Consider the following 18,985-nt stretch of genomic DNA (forward strand, 5'->3'; position numbering starts at 1 on the left):
GCCGCTTCGCCACAGGGGCAAGAGCGCTGTCCGACGGTCGCCTGACTAGGCCAGCGGGCGCGCCACGGGAACCCCCAAAACGACAACGCCGGCCCCGTTTCCGGAGCCGGCGCGCCGAGCGTCGATCGCTCTGAAGGGTCTAGAAGCGAACGTTCATGCCGATACGGACGGCATGCAACTCCAGTTTGTCATTGCTGCGTGTCATATCCGTCCCGACCGTGTTCGGAGCCAGAATAAAGGGGTTGCCGGTGGGGGCCGACCCCGGTCCGACCCGGACCACATAATCGTCCTGTTGCAGGTTCGAATAGAGATACTCGCCGGTCAGCGACAGGTTCGGAGCCAGACGCCATTCGACGCCGCCGCCCAGTTGATAGCCGTCGGCCTGGTCGTCATCCTTGCGGACCGTGAAGCTGTTCGTGGTGTTGGTCGTGCGGAAGCTGTTCTTGACCTTGGCGGTCGCCGCGCCGCCGGTCGCATAGAGCAGGGCCGGGCCGACCGGCAGGCCGACGCGGGCGCGCAGGGCGGCCATGTTCTCGACCTGGCGCGTGAAGACATAGGCGGCCGGGGTGGAGCTGAACGCGGTGACGGAATCTTCCACGTCCATGGCGCTCAGTTCGCCGACCAGACCCACGACCACACGGCCGAACTGCATATCGTAGCCGGCACGGATGGAGGCTTCGACTCCGGTCGAATCGCCGTCGCAGCCGCTGCTCACGGCCTGGGCGTTGGCCGCGCCATCGCAGGAACCCGGGGCGAAGGCGTTCGCACCCGTGCTGGTCGAGACGGTGTCGTCGAACTGGCCGTCAAAATCACGGTCGAAGACGAGGCTTTCATCGGCCTCATCGTTCTCGACGACGCCACCGGAGATACCGATGTAAGGGCCGCTCCAGTCGGGAGCGGATTGGGCGAGGGCCGGCGCGGCAACACCGGCCAGCAGGATCGTCAGGGACGCGACGGACAAAGTCTTGATCATGGAAATTTCCTTGGAGCAGTCGCGGCCGGGGGGACCGCGCTTCGCTCTTCCGCCGCCGCTAACGTGACCGACCCGGGCGCGTTCCCCGTCGATCTCACCGCGCGGGTGAAGGGGATGTCCCTGTGGCCGCGATGTCGCGCCGCATGCCGGATACGACAAGGCCGCCGAACTTGCGTTCGGCGGCCTGCTACGGACCGGTGCCCAGGAGGGGGGAGGGTTGGCACCGATCTGTCCACCGCGGCCTTGGGGGGGAGGGGAACGGGCCGCGGCGACAGGGATGAAATAGGCACCGGATGTGGCCAATCAAGGGCAGTCGCGGGCGTCAGTCCCCGGCGGCCTGCGGCGGGTTGACGCGGTCACGTTTGACCCGCGAGGGCCGGGCAGGGGCCTCATCGGCATAGGGTTCACCATCGCCCGACAGGAGGATCGCCATCCATCGCGATCCACGGAACTCCGCCAGGATGGCCATGGCCATGACCGCCAGCGGCGTCGACAGGAACATCCCGACCACGCCCCACAGCTTGCCCCAGAAGGCGAGGGCCAGCAGCACCACCACGGGGTCGATGTTCTGGTTGTCGCCCTGCATGCGCGGCTGGATCAGATTGCCGCTGATGAACAGGATGGACTGAAGGCCGACCAGAAGCACAGCCGCCTGCCAGTAGGTATCAAACTGGACCAGGGCGAACAGCGGCGGCGCGAGTCCCGCCACCGCCCCGCCCAGCACCGGGATGAAGGCAACGATGAAGATGACGAAGGTCCAGAACTCGGCGTTCTGAAGTCCGACCGCGCGCATCATCAGCCAGGCCGCGGCGCTGATCATCGCCCCGGTCACGGTCTGGACCCAGATATAGCCCTCGACCCCGCCGCGAACCCGGTGGAACACTTCCAGCGCCTCGTCCCGGCGTTTGTTGTCCGGGAACATATTGACCATCTTGCGCCGGAAACCGCCCTGGGAGGCCAGAAGGAAGCCCAGATAGACCAGAACGAAGAAGGCACCCGTGACCACGCCCTGGGCCTGGCGCGCGACCACGGCGATATAGCTGCGCACGTCCAGCTGGGCGATCAGCTGCTGGGCGGTCGGGGGGTTGGCGACATTGAACATGCGCGCGCCGTCGATCAGGATCTGGTCGATGCGCGGGCCGATATTGTTGCTGACCCCGTCCGCCTCCTGGAAGAAGCCCGCCGCGCCGTTGATGATGATCCAGATCGAGGCCCCGAAGGCGGCGATCACCACAAGCAGCGCCGCGATCCCGGCCCAGCGCCGCGAGACCGGCGTGCGGTCCTCAATAAACCGCTTCACCCCGTCGATCATGATCAACAGGAAGATGGCCATGGCCAGGGGCGTCAGGATGTCCGCCAGCCAGTAGATCGCGGCGCCCGAGGCGACGATGGCCAGGGTCACCACCGCGTTGCGCGAGACGGTCGGACTGGGAATGATGGAAGGGGCTTTCATGCCCTCATCGTCGGCGGCGTCGCCGGTTCGGTCAATCATCCTCGACAAGGTGCTTGAAGCCCGGCGGCGGTCGCGAGAGTGTGGCGCTCCATTAGGAGCCTTCCATGACCGACGCGCCCGGCCTCTTCCTCGGCCAATCCATCGACAGCGGGGCGAGCCTGCCGGAAACCCTTCTGCTGAACCGCGCCAACCGCCACGGCGTGGTGGCGGGGGCGACCGGTACCGGCAAGACGGTGACCCTGCAGATCATGGCCCAGGGCTTTTCGGACGCCGGCGTCCCGGTGTTCTGCGCCGATGTGAAGGGCGACCTGTCGGGCATCTGCGTACCCGGGTCGCCGAACGAGAAACTGCTGGCCCGCGCCGCGTCGATGGGGCTGACGCTGCAGCCGAAGGCCGCGCCCGTCGTCTTCTGGGATCTGTACGGTCAGAAGGGCCATCCCATCCGCACCACCATCAGCGAGATCGGGCCGGTGCTGCTGGCCCGGATGCTGAACCTCAACGAGGTTCAGGAGGGGGTCCTTGCGGTCCTGTTCCACGTCGCCGACAGCGAAGGGCTGCTGCTGCTCGACCTCGACGACCTGCGCGCCATGCTGGCCTATGTGGGGGAAAACGCGGACCGCATCGGCCGCGAGGTCGGCAATGTCGCCCCCGCCTCGATCGCCTCGATCCAGCGCGCCCTGCTGCAGCTGGAACAGGAGGGCGGCAAGGCCTTCTTCGGCGAACCGGCCCTGCGGCTGGAGGACATGATGCGCACCGGGCTCGACGGTCGGGGCCAGGTCAATGTGCTGGACGCGACCCGGCTGATGAACAGCCCGCGCCTGTACGCGGCCTTCCTCCTGTGGCTGCTGTCGGAACTGTTCGAACAGCTGCCCGAGGTCGGCGACCCTGAAAAGCCGCGTCTGGTCTTCTTCTTCGACGAGGCCCACCTGCTGTTCAACGACACCTCGGACTCCCTGCGCGAAAAGGTCGAACAGGTCGTCCGCCTGATCCGCTCCAAGGGTGTCGGCGTCTATTTCGTCACCCAGAACCCGGCCGACATTCCCGACAGCGTCCTGGCCCAGCTGGGCAATCGCATCCAGCACGCGCTGCGGGCCTATACCCCGTCCGAGCAGAAGGGTCTGAAGGCGGCGTCCGAGAGCTTCCGCCCCAACCCCGCCTTCGATACCGCCGAGGCCATCCAGGGGCTGGGCGTCGGCGAGGCCCTGGTCTCGACTCTCGACGCAAAAGGCGCGCCCAACATCGTCGCCCGCACCGCCATCCGTCCGCCGGACAGCCGGCTGGGACCCGCCACCGATGCCGAACGCGCCGCCGTCATGGCCGCCAGCCCGGTGCGCGGCCTCTATGAGACCATGGTCGACCGCCAATCCGCAGAGGAAATCCTCGCCGCCCGCCGCGGCGAACAGGATCAGGCAGCCGCCGACGCCAAACTGGCTGAAGCCCGCGCGAAAGCCGACGCGGCCGCCGCCAGGGAGGCAGACAAGGCCGCCGTCGTCCGCGAGCGGGAGGCGGCCCGCGATCAGGCCCGCTACGACCGCGAAGCCGCCCGCCCCCGCGCCGCGCCCCGCCGCTCGACCCGCGAGACACCGATCGAGGCGGCCACCAAATCGGTGCTGAGAACCGCGGGATCGACGCTGACACGGGAGCTGTTGAGGGGTCTGTTGGGCGGGTTGAGACGGCGCTAGAAGCCAAACGGAAGGGCCCCGAAAATTTCCGAGCATCCCCGCGAAGGCGGGGACCCAGGCTTTTGCCCCGTCTTCGGCGTTTGGGTCAGCGCCGGTTCATTCATCCCGTCTTGTTGCAGCTCAAACCTGGGTCCCCGCCTTCGCGGGGATGCTCGGTTTTTGGCCGCTCGAGCCTAGTCCTTCGGCACCAGCCGCCACATCCTGAGCGGATGCCTGACCGCCCCGGCCTCGACGCCCGCCGCCTCGCCGCGGCCCATATAGAGGTCGGCGCGCACCGGGCCGCGGATGGCGGAGCCGGTGTCCAGCGCCATGACCAGTCCCTGATAGCTGCTCCGGGCCCCGGCCAGATTGCCGCCGTCGGCGGAAATCCACACCGCATCGCCATAACGCCAGCTGGCGGGGTCGACCGCAATCGCGCGGCGCGCGGGCAGGGGGATGCCTGCTGCCCCTTCGGGATCGCCCCCATCGTCGGGGTCCAGTTTGAAGAAGATGTAGCGCGCGTTCAGCGCCATGATCTCGCGGGCCTCATTGCCCCGATGCGCCGCCAGCCAGGCGCGGATGGCGTCGCCCGAGGTCCCGTTCGGCGGTAGCAGGCCGCGCTCGGCCATCGGCCGGGCGATGCCGGTAAAGGGCCGGCCGTTGTCGGCGGCATAGGCGGCGCGCACCCGCGACCCGTCCTCCAGCGTCAGATAGCCCGAGCCCTGGATCTGCATAAAGAACAGGTCCTCGGCGCGCATCCACGCCAGCGGCGGCGCGCCCGACGCGGCCAGGGGATCCGCCTCGATCTCTGACCGGACCGGCCGGGTCTGGCCGCGCGTCCAGCCGGACGGTCTCGCCAGCACCGGCATGTCGAACTCGGCGTCGGCCACGGTGCGGGCAGCATATTCGGGCGCGAAATAGGCCGTCAGCAGACCTGGCCCGCCGTCAGCCGTCTCCGCCGCCACGACGGTGAAGCCGGTTTCGAGGAAAGTACGGGCCGCAGAGGGCGTCACCGGCTTCGAGGTCTGTTTGATCAGCATCGCCCGGGCGCACTGGACCCGGGCGGCCGCTTCGCGCGCCACCGTGCAGCCCGTCGCCCAGGCCTCGAACGCCGCAAGGTGATCCTCGTGGTCCCAGCCGGGCAGGGTGGCCGGGCTCAAGGCCTCGGCCGGGGCCGGAGGCGGAGAGACGGTCCCGGCCGCTGGCGGGGTCGCAACCACAGGCGGAGCGGCGGGCGTCGTGGCGCACGCCGCGAGCAGCATCGTCAGGGTCAGGGCGACGGCGCTGATGTTGCCGCCGGGAACTCGCCAGCGGCGCACGCCGCCGCCGATCATGCGGCGGCGGGTTCGGTGCGGGCCAGGACCCAGTTGGGATCGCTGGCACCGAGCGTCCGCTCGAAGGTCCACAGTTCGGCGACCCGGCGTTCCTCGATCTGGGGCTCGGCGGAGGCATCGGCCGGGGTCACCGTGTTGCGCAGCTCGGCCAGGAACCGGACCTTGGCCGTAGCGCGATTGTCCTCCGCCGAGGCCTGTTCGAGGTCGGCGCGGGCCGGATGGAGGAATTCGGCGACCTCGGTCTCGGCCCGGCTTTCGCGCGCCGCTATGCCGGCTTCGAAAGATCCCATCACGGTCGGGGTCAGCAAGGGCTTCAGCGTCTCGCGATCCCCGGCGGCATAGGCGCGGACGATGGTCTCGTGCGCTTGGCGGGCCCCCTCGAGGAAGCGGACGGGGTCGAAATTGGGATCGCGGGCCTTCAGGCTGGCGATGGAGGCCAGGGTGACGGCGTCCAGCACGCCGGGACGGGCGGCTGCGGGCTCGGCCCGCGCCATGGCGGGCACCGCGAGGGGTTTGGCGCGCGCATCCTCTTCCGGCTGGCGGCCGACCTTCTTGCCCAGCACATTATAGAGCATGAACAGGACAACCGCGGCGAGGACGGCGAAGATGACGATCTGGATCTGGACCGGCGGCACTGGCAATCCTTGATTGGCGCCCGCGAAGCGGCGGGCGCGGCGGAAGACGATTAGGGGCTGATATAGGGGCGCGCAACCTGAACCGCCCATGAGCATGGGTGAGCGTCGTTGCCGCACCCTGCACCTCGTGCTAGTCGCCGCGCCTTCCGGGGTGCCTGAAAAGGTGCCGTTCACCCTCTGCAGACAGACCCGACCGATGACCGACGCCGCTCCTCCTGCTGACCCCATGGCCGCCGACGCCGCCCCCCAGGGGCCGCCAGGCCCGGGCTTCCGCATCGTCGCCCAGTACGTCAAGGACCTGTCCTTCGAAAACCCCAAGGCCCCCGACAGCCTGCGTGTTGACGGCAAGCCGGGCATCGACATGGGCGTCGAGATGAACGCCCAGGGGCGCCCCGATGGTCTGTTCGAGGTCGAACTGCGCCTGACGATCAAGGCAACGACCGACGCCATGACCGTGTTCAACGTCGAACTGCTGTACGGCGGCCTCTTCGCCCTGCAGGGCGTGGCCGAGCAGGACATCGAGCCGCTGCTGCTGATCGAATGCCCGCGCTATCTGTTCCCGTTCGCCCGCGAGATCATCGCCCGCGCCACCTCGGACGGCGGCTTCTACCCGCCCTTCATGCTGGACCCGATCGATTTCGCCGGCATCTACGTCGCCCGCCAGCAGTCCATCGCCCGCGGCCCGGCGGACGCAGGACAGGCATAGCTGAATTCACCCTCCCCTTCATGGGGAGGGTGGCTGAGCCGAAGGCGAAGGCGAAGCCGGGTGAGGAACGTCTGACACACCCCACCCTGTCGCCGCTTCACGTCGACATCCCTCCCCACAAGGGCGAGGGAGAAGCCGTCAGCCAGCCTCGATCTCTACCCCATAGCCCTTCCACAGCGACCAATCCTTCAGGATCGCCCGCAGGAAGGCCTCATGCGCCGCCTGTTCTGCCTCGCCACCGCGGGGCTCCAGAGGGCGGGGGCGAAGCGGGTAGCCCGAAGCCGCATGAGCCGCGGCGGCGGCGCTGATCGGGCGCGAGGACGACAGGTCCAGCCGCCGCTCCTTGCCGCCCTTCAGCTCCAGATAGACCTCGGCCAGCAACCGGGCGTCGATCAGGGCCCCGTGCAGGCTGCGCTCGACGAGGCTGATCTTGTAGCGTTTGCACAGGGCGTCCAGCGAGTTCGCCATGCCCGGAAACCGCGCCTGGGCCAGCTTCAGCGTGTCGATCCAGCGATCTTCATGGAACAGGGCGCGACCGCAGCGACCGAACTCATGATCGATGAAATTACGGTCGAACTGGGCGTTGTGGGCGATGATCGGGGCATCGCCGATGAAGTCACACAGGTCGATGACGATCTCGGCGAATTTCGGCGCGTCCCGGACCTTGTCGTCGGTGATGCCGTGCACCCGGATGGCGTCGGCCGGGATCAGCCGCTCGGGATGAATCAGCCGGTGGAACGTCCGCCCCGTGGGCAGCAGGTCCTCGATCTCGATACAGCCGACCTCGATCATCCGGTCGCCCGTCTTCGGGTCAAAGCCGGTGGTTTCGGTGTCGAGAACGATTTCGCGGGACATGCCCCTTAATGGAGGGGTTCGGTCACTTCCGAAAGACCAGGCCGGGGTCGAGACCATCCCTCAGCCAGAACCATCCCCACGATTTCCTTGACCCGGGCCCGCGCCGCCTCCGGCCCGTCGCCGGTGTCGATCACAAAGTCCGCCCGACGGCGCTTTTCGGCATCGGGCATCTGGCGCGCCAGGATCGCCTCGAACCGCTCGCGGGTCATGCCGGGCCTGGCCAGCACCCGGGCCGCCTGGACCTCGGCCGGTGCCGTCACCACCACCACGGCATCGACGGCCCCGTCGCCGCCGGTCTCGAACAGCAAGGGAATGTCCAGCACCGCCAGTTTGATGCCGCGCGCCTCCGCCGCCGCCAGATCCTCCATCCGGCCGCGCAGCACCAGCGGATGGACGATCTCCTCAAGCCGGCGAAAGGCCTGATCATCCCGACCCAGCGCCTCGGCCAGCCGGGCCCGGTCGACGACGCCGTCGATCACCACGCCCGGGAAAGCATCGCCCACCGGCCTTACCGCCGCACCCCCCCGGTCATAGAGCCGGTGCACGGCCGCGTCGGCGTTCCAGATCAGGGCTCCGGCGTCGGCGAACATCTCCGTAGTCGTCGACTTGCCCATGCCGATCGAGCCCGTCAGGCCGAGAACGATCATGCCACCGCTCCCAGAGCGGCCAGCGCCACAGTGCGGACGTCCACCACAGGCGGTGCCAGACCGAACAGGGCCTGAAACGACGGTCGCGCCTGACCGATCAGCATGGCCAGGCCGTCCACCGTGGTCAGGCCCCGGGCCCGGCCATCCGCCAGAAAGCGCGTGAGCAGCGGCCGGTAGGTCATGTCCATCAGCACCGCATCGGGCCGCAGCGCCTCGAGATCGATCTCGGGCGGCACGCTGAGGGCATTGATCACCAGCGCCGCCTCGCACAACGCCCCGGAACCGATCACGGCCACGCCCAGCTCGTCCGCCAGCGCCTGCGCCCGCTGGACCGTCCGGTTCAGGATGCCGACCTCCGCCCCCGCCGCCTTCAGCGCCGCCGCCGCCGCCCGGGCCGCCCCGCCGGCCCCCAGCACGACCAACGCCTGGCCTGTGACGTCCAGCGCTGGAGCCTGTTCGGCCAGCGCGGCCATCAGCCCAGCGCCGTCTGTACTGTCGGCCCGAACCCGGCCGGCCTCGAACACCAGCAGATTGGCCGAGCCGCAGGCTCGCGCCGTAAGACTGACCTCGTCGGCGAGTGCCAGAGCCTGTTCCTTGAACGGGGCGGTGACATTCAGGCCGCGCAACACACCCCGGCGCCCCTCGCTGACCAGTTCGGCGAAAGCCGCATGATCCGCGGGCCCGAAGGCGCGATAGACCGCGTCCAGACCCGCCGCCGCGATCCATGCCGCATGGATGACCGGACTCAACGAGTGCGCGATCGGCTGGCCCGCAACGCCCGCGACCATGGTCACGACCGCAGTACCCCGGCGCGCCGCAGCTCGGCCAGAACCGGCCACAGGGGCAGGCCCAGAACGGTGAAATAATCGCCCTCCACCGCCTCAAACAGCTGCGATCCCATCCCTTCCAACCGGTACGATCCGACACAGGCCAGCAGCCCCTCGCCCTCGGTCTTCAGATAGGTCTCGAGGAAAGCATCGGAAAAATTCCGCACGCGCAGGGTCGCCGTATCGACGCCCGACCAGACCACCTGGCCATTGCGCGCGAGGGCGGCCCCGGAATGCAGCTGGTGGACGGTGCCGCGCATCGCCGTCAGCCGCGCCCGCGCCTCGTCCAGCGAGCCGGCTTTCGAGACCAGTCCGCCCTGGAACGACAGGGTCTGGTCCGCGCCCAGCACCCAGGCCTCGGCGTCATGCCGCGACACGGCCAGCGCCTTGACCCGTGCCAGTTCGACCGCCAGTCCCGCAGCATCGGCCGGATCATGCGTCGCCTTGACGGCCGCCTCGTCGACGTCCGCGACCTGAACCGCGAACGGCACGCCGGCCCCTTCCAGCATGGCGCGACGGGCCGCGCTCTTCGACGCCAGGATCAGCCGCTCGCCGGAGTCATGGGCCCGGGGGGGCGATGGGATATCGGGCAGGCTCACCACGCGGCTCCCAGCCGTCGGGTCCGACGTTCATTCAGGAGGTTGAGGATCCCCGCTGCCGTTTCTTCCACGGAACGTCGGGTCACATCGATCACCGGCCAGCCCCGTCGTTCGAAGGCGCGCCGCGCCTTGACCGTCTCGTCACGCACCGCGTCATGGTCGATATAGGATGACGCCCGCGTGGCGTTCAGGCCGTCCAGCCGGTTCTTGCGGATCTGAACCAGACGGTCCGGCGAGACCGTCAGGCCCACGATCAGGGGGTTCTTCAACCCCACCAGTCGCTCTCCATCTTCCTGACCCGGGACCAGCGGCACGTTCGCAGCCCGGATACCCCGATGGGCCAGATAGATGCAGGTCGGGGTCTTGGACGTGCGGCTGACCCCGCACAGGACCACGTCGGCCCCCTCCAGCTGGGCTGATGTACCCTGGCCGTCATCATGGGCCATGGCAAAGTCCAGCGCCGCGATCCGGTTGAAATAATCGTTATCCAGCGCATGCTGGGCCCCCACCCGTGTCGACAGGGCGGCACCCAGATAGCGCGACAGCGCCCCGACGAGGGGGTCCAGTGCTGCGATCTGGGGCATGTCCAGGGTCCGGCAACCGACCTCAAGCTGTTCGCGCAGGTCGCGGTCGACCAGGGTGTGCAAAACCACGCCGGGCGAGGCGGCGATCTCCTGCAGCACCCGATCCATCTGCTTGTCGTTCCGCACCAGGGCATAGATGTGCTCGATCGGAATGACGCCGTCGAAGCGCGCCACCACGGCCTTGGCCATGGCATTCAGGGTCTCGCCGGTGGAATCCGACACCAGATGGACGTGGAAATAGGTCGCCAGCCGCGATGGTCCCGACGCGCGGCCCCCGCCTGTTGCACCCGGCATCATCGGCGGCTGTCCATATGTTTCAGTCTCCTGTGGACGGGCGGGGCGCCGTTGGTCTGCGGCTGTCGGCTTTTTCCTATAGCCGGGCCGGACGAGGGCGGCGAGCGGGGATAGGGGTGGACAGGGTGCTCACCTCGCGGCCGGTTCATCCCAAAGATCGGACCCGACCCAGGTTCGCCTGTGGAGAGTCTTAACAAGACCTTAACGGCCCCCAGACCGGATCGGGCCTTCCGCGTCTGAAACTCAGCCCGTGGAGCCTCAACAGGAACTATCCCCGTTTTCACCAGCCGGGTGGAGCGCTGTGCACTCACTGTGACCGTTTGCGGAAAACCCGTCCGCACCCGCCCGATACACCCGGCTTATCCCCGCCATCCCCCGCCCTGTCTTCTACCTCCGAGTCTTCAAATCTTTTCTTGAGAAGGATTGGAGGGTGCGACATGGGCCGGGCTTGAGCCCGACACGAGCCGCAGGTAGGACCGGTGTGATATGACCGTCTCGCACCCCACACCCCTGCTTCTCAAGGTTCTCGCTGGCGAGACGCCGTCGCGTCCGCCCGTCTGGTTCATGCGTCAGGCCGGGCGCTACCTGCCGGAATACCGGGCCTTACGGGCGACAACGCCGGACTTCATCTCGTTTTGTCTGGATCCCGAAAAGGCCGCCGAGGCGACGCTGCAGCCGATGCGGCGCTTCGGCTTCGACGCGGCCATTGTCTTTGCCGACATCCTGCTGATCCCCCGGGCTCTGGGCCAGCACGTCTGGTTCGAGGCCGGCGAGGGGCCGAGGCTGGGCGCATTGCCGTCGGTGGAGGCCATGCGCGACCTGACCGCCGGGGCGGGCGAAGCGCTGAAAGAGGTTGGCCAGACCCTGTCGATCGTGCGGTCGCAGCTGGAGCCTGATCGGGCCCTGATCGGTTTCGCCGGGGCCCCGTGGACGGTCGCCACCTATATGCTGGACGGCGAGGCCCGGACCATCGGCAAGGGCGAGCGGGCCCAGGCCCGAACCTACGCTTATGCCGAGCCCGAAAAGGTCGCGGCCGTTCTGGACGTGCTGGTCGAGGCCACGGCGCATTATTTGAAGATGCAGGCTGACGCCGGGGCCCAGGTGCTCAAAATCTTCGAGAGCTGGGCTGAAGGCCTGCCGGAAGATTTGTTCGAGACCCTGGTCCTGCGGCCACATCAGAAACTGGTGGGTCGCGTCCGCGAGCTCGGCGTCACGGTTCCCCTGATCGGCTTCCCGCGGGGGTCTGCGGCCCTGGCCGAGCGCTATGCGGCCGAGGTCGATGTCCAGGCGGTCGCCCTGGACACCGCCTGCACGCTCGAAATCGGGCGTCGTGTTCAAGCGATCAAGCCGATCCAGGGGGCGCTGGATCCCCTGCTTTTGCGCGCCGGCGGCCCCATGCTGGACCGTCGAGTCGATCAGCTGCTCGAGGCCTGGGGGCAGGGGCCGTGGATCTTCAACCTCGGCCACGGCATTCTGCCTGATGTTCCGATCGCCCATGTCGAACAGGTACTGAAGCGGATCGGCGCCCAATGACCACAGCGTCCGCCGGACGCCGGATCGCGGTCGTCCTGTTCAATCTCGGTGGCCCCGACGATCAGGCCACGGTGCGGCCCTTCCTGTTCAACCTGTTTCGGGATCCGGCGATCATCGGCCTGCCCGATCCGTTCCGGACCTGGCTGGCGGGTCTGATTTCCAGCCGACGCGAGACCAGCGCACAGGCCAACTACGCCCTGATGGGTGGCGGTTCGCCTCTGCTGGCCGAAACCCGCAAACAGGCCACGGCGCTGGAACAGATGCTGGCGACCCGGCTGCCGGGCGACGAGGTCCGGGCTTTCATCGCCATGCGCTACTGGTCGCCCCTGACGGAACAGACGGCGGCGGACGTCGCCGCCTTTGCGCCCGATGAAATCGTCCTGTTGCCGCTCTACCCCCAGTTCTCGACCACCACGACCGAGTCCTCGTTGAAGGCCTGGCACAAGACCTACAGAGGTTCGGGGGCCAGCCGGACCGTCTGCTGCTACCCGCAGGGGTCGGGCTGGATCGCGGCCCAGGCGGACTCAGTCCGGTCCAAGCGGGCCGAAGCCGGCGATCGTCCTGTCCGCGTATTGTTTTCGGCCCACGGTATCCCCGAAAGCCTGATCACGAAAAAGGGCGACCCCTATCAGGAGCAGATCGAGGCGACCTGCACCGCCATCGCCATCGCCGCCGGCCTGGTCGAACGCGATGCGGACTGGGCGATCTGTTACCAGAGCCGGGTCGGACCGATGAAATGGCTGGGCCCGTCGACGCCGGAAGCCATCGAGAAGGCGGCCAAGGACGGCCTTGGTGTGATCGTGACGCCCGTCGCCTTCGTTTCGGAACATATCGAGACCCTGGTCGAACTGGACATCGAATACGCTGAACTGGCCCACAGGCTGGGGATCGAGACCTGGTTGCGCGCGCCCGCGGTCGGTGTTGCGCCTGTCTTCATCACCACACTCGCGGATGCCGCGGCCCAGGCGCTGGATCGCAGCGGCATCGCACCCTTCGGTCCGGGCTGCCAGGCGAACTGGAAGGCCTGCCCGCGCACCTGCGACAAGAGGGCGGCCTGATGTTCGACATCGTCCGGGGACTGCATATTCTTGCCGTCATCGCCTGGATGGCCGGCCTGCTGTTCCTGCCGCGTCTGTATGCCTATGACGCCGAACAGACCGACAAGGCCGAGCCGTTGCGCTCGGAGATGCGGGGTCTTCTGCGGGTGTGGCAGACCCGGCTGATGAAGATCATCCTGCGCCCTGCCATGCTCCTGTCCTGGATTTTCGGCGTCTGGATGATCGTCCTGCATGTCCAGGGTCAGGGCTGGCCCTTTTTCGCCCAGCCCTGGATGATCGCCAAACTGGCAGGCGTGGCGGCCCTCACGGTCTGGCACGAATATCTCGGGATCGAGCTCAAACGTGTGCAGGCCGGGATCTCCACCCGGTCGGGGAAATTCTGGCGCATGACCAATGAGATCCCCTTCGTGATCGCCGTCGTCATGGTCCTGTCGGTGACGACAGAGTGGACCTTCGGCTAGCCCGACACGCCAGGATCGTTCCAGGAGCCGGGCAGAGACCGCCCTGTCCCGCTTGACCTGACCCGCGTCGCGTGGTTTCGCTGGCTGCGAACCGCCCTGCACGGAGTCTGGGGCGGTCCCTCTCTCTGCGACGCCCGCCGATCCGGCCGGGACGACCCGTCGCCTTCCCATCCGGCCGCAAGGCCAGACATTCCCAGCCGTCCAGACCTCGCCCTGCGCGAGCGCCCGGGCGCGCATGCTTGATGAAGACATCCATGACCGACGTCCGCGACACCGATCCCACCGCCCCTGAAGCCGAAACCGTCGAAGGCGAGCAGCCGACGACGGATGTCGCCGCCGCCGACCTGCCCATGGTCGACCAGGAATCGGGTGACGACGAGGACGACGGCGAACCGATCGTCCCCAACGGACGGATCACCCTGCAGGAACTCAACGACAAGACGCCCGAGGAGCTGGTCGCCTTTGCCGAGAGTCTCGAGATCGAGAACGCCGGCAACATGCGCAAGCAGGACCTGCTGTTCGCCATCCTCAAGACCCTGGCGGACGAAGAGGTCGAGATCATCGCCTCGGGGACGCTGGAAATCCTGCCCGACGGTTTCGGTTTCCTGCGCAGTCCTGACGTCAATTATCTTCCGGGCCCGGACGATGTTTACGTCTCGCCGTCGCAGATCCGCCGCTTCGGCCTGCGCTCGGGCGACACGATCCACGGGGCCGTGCGTGGCCCGCGTGAGGGCGAGCGATATTTCGCACTGCTCAAGGTCGATACGATCAATTTCGAGGACCCGGAAACGGTCAAGACCAAGGTCCTGTTCGACAACCTGACCCCGCTCTATCCGGAAGAGCGGTTGCATATGGAAATCCAGGACCCGACGCTGAAAGATCGTTCGGGCCGGGTCATCGACATCGTCGCCCCGCTCGGCAAGGGCCAGCGCTGCCTGATCGTCGCCCCGCCGCGGGTTGGCAAGACGGTGATGCTGCAGAACATCGCCAAGTCGATCGAGAAGAACCACCCGGAAGTCTATCTGATCGTCCTGCTGATCGACGAACGGCCGGAAGAGGTCACCGACATGCAGCGCACGGTGAAGGGTGAGGTCATCGCCTCGACCTTCGACGAACCGGCCACCCGCCACGTCGCCGTCGCCGAAATGGTGATCGAGAAGGCCAAGCGGCTGGTCGAGCACAAGCGGGACGTTGTCATCCTGCTCGACTCCATCACCCGCCTGGGCCGCGCCTACAACGCCACCGTTCCGTCGTCGGGCAAGGTCCTGACCGGCGGCGTCGATGCCAACGCCCTGCAGCGTCCGAAACGCTTCTTCGGCGCGGCGCGTAACGTGGAGCAGGGTGGCTCGCTGACCATCATCGCCACCGCCCTGATCGACACCGGCAGCCGGATGGACGAGGTCATCTTCGAAGAGTTCAAGGGCACGGGTAACTCGGAAATCGTGCTGGACCGCAAGGTCGCCGACAAACGCATCTTCCCGGCTATCGACGTGCTCAAGTCCGGCACGCGCAAGGAAGAGCTGACCACGCCCAAGGATCAACTGGCCAAGACCTATGTCCTGCGCCGGATCCTGAACCCGATGGGCCCGCAGGACGCGATCGAATTCCTGATCGACAAGCTGCGTCAGTCCAAGAACAATGCGGACTTCTTCCAGTCGATGAACACCTGATGCGGCTTCGGCTGTTTCACGTGAAACACGGAGCGGCGGCATGAAGGTCAATATCGAGATCGAATGTGAACCGGCCGAGGCGCGCGCCTTCCTCGGCCTGCCCAACGTCGAGCCGCTGAACGATCATCTGGTCGCCGAGATGAAGCGCCGCATGGACGAGAACATCAGCGCCATGCAGCCCGACGAGCTGATGAAATCCTGGACCAGCTTCGGCATGCAGGCCCAGGACCAGTTCCGCAAGTTGATGGAGGCGGCGGTCAAGCCGTGATCCGACGTCTCCTCCCCCTTTATGGGGGAGGGGGACCGCGAAGCGGTGGAGGGGGCCAGGCCCCGTCACCGGCGGATGCGTTCAGCCCCCTCCGTCACGCCGCTGACGCGGCGCGCCACCTCCCCATAAAGGGGGAGTAGACAGATGACCGACACCATCTTCGCCCTCGCCACCCCGCCCGGCCGGGGGGCCATCGCCATCCTCCGCCTGTCCGGCGCGGACACCCCCGCAGCCCTGACGGCCCTCGGTGCCAGCCGCCTGAAACCACGCCTCGCGTCCCTGCGCACCCTGGCCCACGCTGGCCGGCCCATTGATCAGGCGCTGGTTCTGAGTTTTCCGGCCCCGAACAGCTATACTGGCGAGGACTGCGCCGAACTTCACCTCCACGGCGGTCGCGCCGTGGTCGAGGCCGCGAGCCAGGCCCTGATCGCCCTTGGTCTTCGCCCGGCCGATCCGGGTGAATTCACCCGCCGGGCGTTCGAGAACGGCCGGATGGATCTGGCCCAGGCCGAGGCTGTCGCCGATCTGATTGACGCCGAGACCACGGCCCAGGCCGCCCAAGCGCTCGGTCAACTGGACGGGGCCCTGAGCCAGACCTACACCGGTTTCCGCCGCGACCTGCTCAAGGCGATGGCCCTGGTCGAGGCCGAGATCGATTTTCCGGATGAGGAGATCCCCGACAACCTGGCCCGCGCGGCCGGGCCCGTACTGGATAGCCTGATCACCGACCTGCGGGCCGCGCTGGCCGACGCGCGCCGGGGAGAACGGGTTCGTGAAGGCTATCGCATTGTCCTGATCGGCGAGACTAACGCCGGCAAGTCCTCGCTGTTCAACGCCCTGATTGCGCGAGAGGCCGCCATCGTCACCCCGATCGCCGGCACCACCCGCGACGTCCTCGACGCCGACCTGATCATCGGCGGTTATGCGGTCACCCTGTCGGACACCGCCGGACTGCGGGAGAGTGAGGACCTGGTCGAGGCCGAGGGCGTGCGTCGGGCGCGGGTGCGCGCCGAACACGCCGATCTTCGGCTGTGGGTTCTGGCCCCGGGTGATCCCGAGGGCGCGGCGGCGGCGTTCGCCCGGCGTGATGATCTGGTGGTCCTGACCAAGGCCGACCTCGGAGTCGTGGACGCGCCCCTCGACCGTGAGACCCTGACCGTCAGCACCATCACGGGGGAGGGGCTCGCCGCCCTGCACGACTGGATCGCCGCCCGTCTGGCGCGCGACCTGTCCGGTGCGGATTTTCCGGCCGTGACGCGCGAACGGCACCGCCGCCGCCTGACCGAGGCCCTGATCGCCGTCGAGGCCGGTCGCCTGGCGCTGGACATCGCGCCCGAGATGGCCGGGGAGGATCTGCGTCGGGCGGCCGAGGCCCTCGCCCGCGTGACCGGGGCCATCGGTGTCGAGGATATTCTGGGCGAAGTCTTCTCGACCTTCTGCATCGGCAAGTAGGAGCCGCCACCTCCCCATCGCTACGCGACGGAGCGGTTGTTCCACGTGAAACATCGACCCGCCGCCGGTGGCATTCGGGTCCCTTTTCCCCTATGTCCCCGGCCATGAAATCCTTCGACGTCATCGTCATCGGCGGCGGACACGCCGGCTGCGAGGCCGCGGCGGCCTCGGCGCGTGCCGGTGCCCGGACGGTGCTGCTGACGCAAAAGCTCGAAACCATCGGAGAGATGTCGTGCAATCCGGCCATCGGCGGTCTGGGCAAGGGCCATCTGGTGCGCGAGATCGACGCCATGGATGGCGTCATGGGTCGGCTGGGCGACGTCTCCGGTATCCAGTTCCGCCTGCTGAACCGCTCCAAGGGCGCGGCGGTTCAGGGCCCGCGCAGCCAGATCGACCGCCGTCTGTATCGCGAGGCCATGCAGGCCGAACTGGCGGCGACCCCCAATCTGACCCTGATGGCGGGCACGGCTGAAAGCCTGCTGCTGGACGGCAACCGCGTCGCCGGCGTGGTCACGGGCGAGGGGACCGAGGTCCACGCCGGTGCCGTGGTCCTGACCACGGGCACCTTCCTGAACGGCGTCATCCACAAGGGTGACCAGCGCATTCCGGCCGGCCGCCACGGCGAGGCCCCGTCGACCGGTCTCGCGGCTGACCTCTATGGTGCGGACCTGCAGATGGGTCGGCTCAAGACCGGTACGCCCGCGCGCCTCGACGGCCGGACCATCGCCTGGGATCAGCTGGAGATGCAGGCGGCCGATGCCGAGCCGGTGCCGTTCAGCTTCCTGACCGACCGGATCGATGTCCCCCAGATCGCCTGCGGCGTGACCCATACGACCGAGGCCACACACCGGATCATCGCCGACAATCTCGGTGACAGCGCCGTCTATGGCGGCCACCTGTCCGGCCGCGGCCCGCGTTACTGCCCCTCGATCGAGGACAAGGTCGTGCGGTTTGCCGACAAGACCTCGCACCAGATCTTCCTCGAGCCCGAGGGTCTGGACGATCCGACGGTCTATCCCAACGGGATCTCGACCTCGGTGTCCGACGCCACCCAGGCGGCCTTCCTGCGGACGATCCCGGGACTGGAGACGGTCGAGGTGTTCCGCTTCGGCTATGCCATCGAGTATGACTATGTCGACCCGCGCGAGCTGACCCCGGCGCTGGAGGTCAAGAAACGGCCCGGCCTGTATCTGGCCGGCCAGATCAACGGCACCACAGGCTATGAGGAGGCAGGGGCTCAAGGGTTGATCGCCGGCCTGAACGCCGCCCGCGCCGCCGCGGGAACCGACCCGGTCATCCTCGGCCGCGACCAGGCCTATATCGGCGTCATGATTGACGATCTGGTCACGCGCGGTGTGACCGAGCCCTACCGGATGTTCACCAGCCGGGCGGAGTACAGATTGACGCTGCGGGCCGACAATGCCGATCAACGGTTGACGCCGCTGGCGATGGAGGCCGGAATCGTCTCGTCCCGTCGGACCGAGGCGTTCCGGGCCAAGTCGGCCCAGCTGGCCGAGGCTGCGGCTGTTTCACGTGAAACCCTGTTCACGCCCAAGGAGGCGGGGGCGCTCGGAATCACCGTCAACGCCGACGGTCAGAGGCGCTCGATCCGGGATCTCCTGGCCTTCCCCGGTGTGACCCTGAAGTCGTTCGAGGCCCTGCGTCCGGAGATCGCCGGATGGCCAGCCCAGGTGCGTCAACAGGTCGAAATCGACGCGGGCTATGCCGGCTATCTGGACCGTCAGGCCTCGGACGCCGAGGCTCTGCGGCGCGAGGAGGCCCTGGCCCTGCCGGTGGATCTCGACTATGCCGCCATCGGCAGTCTCTCGAACGAGGCGCGCGAGAAGCTGACCCTGGTCCAGCCGCGCACCCTGGGCCAGGCCGGACGTATCGAGGGCATGACCCCCGGTGCCTTGACCGCACTGCTGTCGCACGTGAAGCGGGCGAAGGTGGCGGCGTGAGTCTGGTGGACGCA

General features: G+C 67.8%; 18 protein-coding genes. 9 read left to right on the forward strand and 9 right to left on the reverse strand.

Annotated elements, in window-relative coordinates; all coding sequences use genetic code 11:
* Positions 1-139: 139 nt before the first annotated feature.
* Both ACP7AS_RS03090 and ACP7AS_RS03095 read right to left on the reverse strand, forming a co-directional pair.
* Positions 140-973, reverse strand: coding sequence for an outer membrane protein (locus ACP7AS_RS03090; protein ID WP_426027373.1), 834 nt, complete (start codon positions 971-973; stop codon positions 140-142).
* A gap of 322 nt (positions 974-1,295) precedes the next feature.
* Positions 1,296-2,426 carry an AI-2E family transporter gene (locus ACP7AS_RS03095; RefSeq protein ID WP_426027375.1) on the reverse strand — a complete coding sequence of 377 codons (1,131 nt, stop codon included), beginning with the start codon at positions 2,424-2,426 and terminating at the stop codon, positions 1,296-1,298.
* A 104-nt stretch (positions 2,427-2,530) separates the two neighbouring features.
* Here ACP7AS_RS03095 and ACP7AS_RS03100 point away from each other — a divergent pair, with 104 nt between their 5' ends.
* Entirely contained in the window at positions 2,531-4,108 is a 1,578-nt protein-coding gene (locus ACP7AS_RS03100; RefSeq protein ID WP_426027376.1) for a helicase HerA-like domain-containing protein, read from the forward strand.
* A gap of 173 nt (positions 4,109-4,281) precedes the next feature.
* Here ACP7AS_RS03100 and ACP7AS_RS03105 read toward each other — a convergent pair whose 3' ends face one another.
* Together ACP7AS_RS03105 and timA are read right to left on the reverse strand one after the other, a co-directional pair.
* Positions 4,282-5,421: an MltA domain-containing protein gene (locus ACP7AS_RS03105; RefSeq protein ID WP_426027378.1), complete on the reverse strand. Its 1,140-nt coding sequence runs from the start codon at positions 5,419-5,421 to the stop codon at positions 4,282-4,284.
* Positions 5,418-6,062 (reverse strand): TIM44-related membrane protein TimA, encoded by a 645-nt coding sequence (timA, locus tag ACP7AS_RS03110; protein WP_426027379.1) that lies wholly within the window; start codon positions 6,060-6,062, stop codon positions 5,418-5,420. Before timA ends, ACP7AS_RS03105 begins: the two co-directional genes overlap by 4 nt.
* A 190-nt stretch (positions 6,063-6,252) precedes the next feature.
* Here timA and secB point away from each other — a divergent pair, with 190 nt between their 5' ends.
* A complete protein-coding gene (secB, locus tag ACP7AS_RS03115; RefSeq protein ID WP_426027381.1) occupies positions 6,253-6,762 on the forward strand; it encodes a protein-export chaperone SecB in 510 nt (169 codons plus the stop codon).
* Positions 6,763-6,900: 138 nt separating this feature from the next.
* Here the strand turns inward: secB and dnaQ are convergent, their stop codons facing one another.
* The 5 genes from dnaQ to ACP7AS_RS03140 form a co-directional block, all read right to left on the reverse strand.
* On the reverse strand, positions 6,901-7,617 hold the full coding sequence (gene dnaQ / locus ACP7AS_RS03120; protein WP_426027382.1) for a DNA polymerase III subunit epsilon: 717 nt from the start codon (positions 7,615-7,617) through the stop codon (positions 6,901-6,903).
* A 5-nt stretch (positions 7,618-7,622) separates the two neighbouring features.
* Positions 7,623-8,264, reverse strand: coding sequence for a dephospho-CoA kinase (gene coaE / locus ACP7AS_RS03125; RefSeq protein ID WP_426027383.1), 642 nt, complete (start codon positions 8,262-8,264; stop codon positions 7,623-7,625).
* Positions 8,261-9,052, reverse strand: coding sequence for a shikimate dehydrogenase family protein (locus ACP7AS_RS03130; protein ID WP_426027502.1), 792 nt, complete (start codon positions 9,050-9,052; stop codon positions 8,261-8,263). Before ACP7AS_RS03130 ends, coaE begins: the two co-directional genes overlap by 4 nt.
* A gap of 2 nt (positions 9,053-9,054) precedes the next feature.
* Positions 9,055-9,600 (reverse strand): Maf family protein, encoded by a 546-nt coding sequence (locus tag ACP7AS_RS03135; RefSeq protein WP_426027503.1) that lies wholly within the window; start codon positions 9,598-9,600, stop codon positions 9,055-9,057.
* 86 nt (positions 9,601-9,686) lie between these two features.
* Positions 9,687-10,571 (reverse strand): pyruvate, water dikinase regulatory protein, encoded by an 885-nt coding sequence (locus ACP7AS_RS03140; RefSeq protein WP_426027384.1) that lies wholly within the window; start codon positions 10,569-10,571, stop codon positions 9,687-9,689.
* 483 nt (positions 10,572-11,054) lie between these two features.
* Here ACP7AS_RS03140 and hemE point away from each other — a divergent pair, with 483 nt between their 5' ends.
* The 7 genes from hemE (at position 11,055) to mnmG (ending at position 18,971) form a co-directional block, all read left to right on the forward strand.
* Complete coding sequence (gene hemE, locus ACP7AS_RS03145) at positions 11,055-12,101, forward strand: uroporphyrinogen decarboxylase (RefSeq protein WP_426027385.1); 1,047 nt, start codon at positions 11,055-11,057, stop codon at positions 12,099-12,101.
* Positions 12,098-13,159: a ferrochelatase gene (hemH, locus tag ACP7AS_RS03150; protein ID WP_426027386.1), complete on the forward strand. Its 1,062-nt coding sequence runs from the start codon at positions 12,098-12,100 to the stop codon at positions 13,157-13,159. The genes hemE and hemH overlap by 4 nt, the downstream gene beginning before the upstream one ends.
* Positions 13,159-13,620 carry a CopD family protein gene (locus ACP7AS_RS03155; RefSeq protein WP_426027387.1) on the forward strand — a complete coding sequence of 154 codons (462 nt, stop codon included), beginning with the start codon at positions 13,159-13,161 and terminating at the stop codon, positions 13,618-13,620. Before hemH ends, ACP7AS_RS03155 begins: the two co-directional genes overlap by 1 nt.
* Positions 13,621-13,874: 254 nt before the next feature.
* Positions 13,875-15,290 carry a transcription termination factor Rho gene (gene rho / locus ACP7AS_RS03160; RefSeq protein WP_426027388.1) on the forward strand — a complete coding sequence of 472 codons (1,416 nt, stop codon included), beginning with the start codon at positions 13,875-13,877 and terminating at the stop codon, positions 15,288-15,290.
* 40 nt (positions 15,291-15,330) lie between these two features.
* Positions 15,331-15,558 carry a DUF6489 family protein gene (locus tag ACP7AS_RS03165; RefSeq protein ID WP_426027389.1) on the forward strand — a complete coding sequence of 76 codons (228 nt, stop codon included), beginning with the start codon at positions 15,331-15,333 and terminating at the stop codon, positions 15,556-15,558.
* A gap of 144 nt (positions 15,559-15,702) precedes the next feature.
* Entirely contained in the window at positions 15,703-17,010 is a 1,308-nt protein-coding gene (gene mnmE, locus ACP7AS_RS03170; protein ID WP_426027390.1) for a tRNA uridine-5-carboxymethylaminomethyl(34) synthesis GTPase MnmE, read from the forward strand.
* A 104-nt stretch (positions 17,011-17,114) separates the two neighbouring features.
* On the forward strand, positions 17,115-18,971 hold the full coding sequence (gene mnmG / locus ACP7AS_RS03175) for a tRNA uridine-5-carboxymethylaminomethyl(34) synthesis enzyme MnmG (RefSeq protein ID WP_426027391.1): 1,857 nt from the start codon (positions 17,115-17,117) through the stop codon (positions 18,969-18,971).
* Positions 18,972-18,985: the final 14 nt, after the last annotated feature.

Origin of the sequence: Brevundimonas sp. TWP2-3-4b2 (assembly GCF_049897345.1) — a bacterium.
Taxonomy (GTDB): domain Bacteria; phylum Pseudomonadota; class Alphaproteobacteria; order Caulobacterales; family Caulobacteraceae; genus Brevundimonas.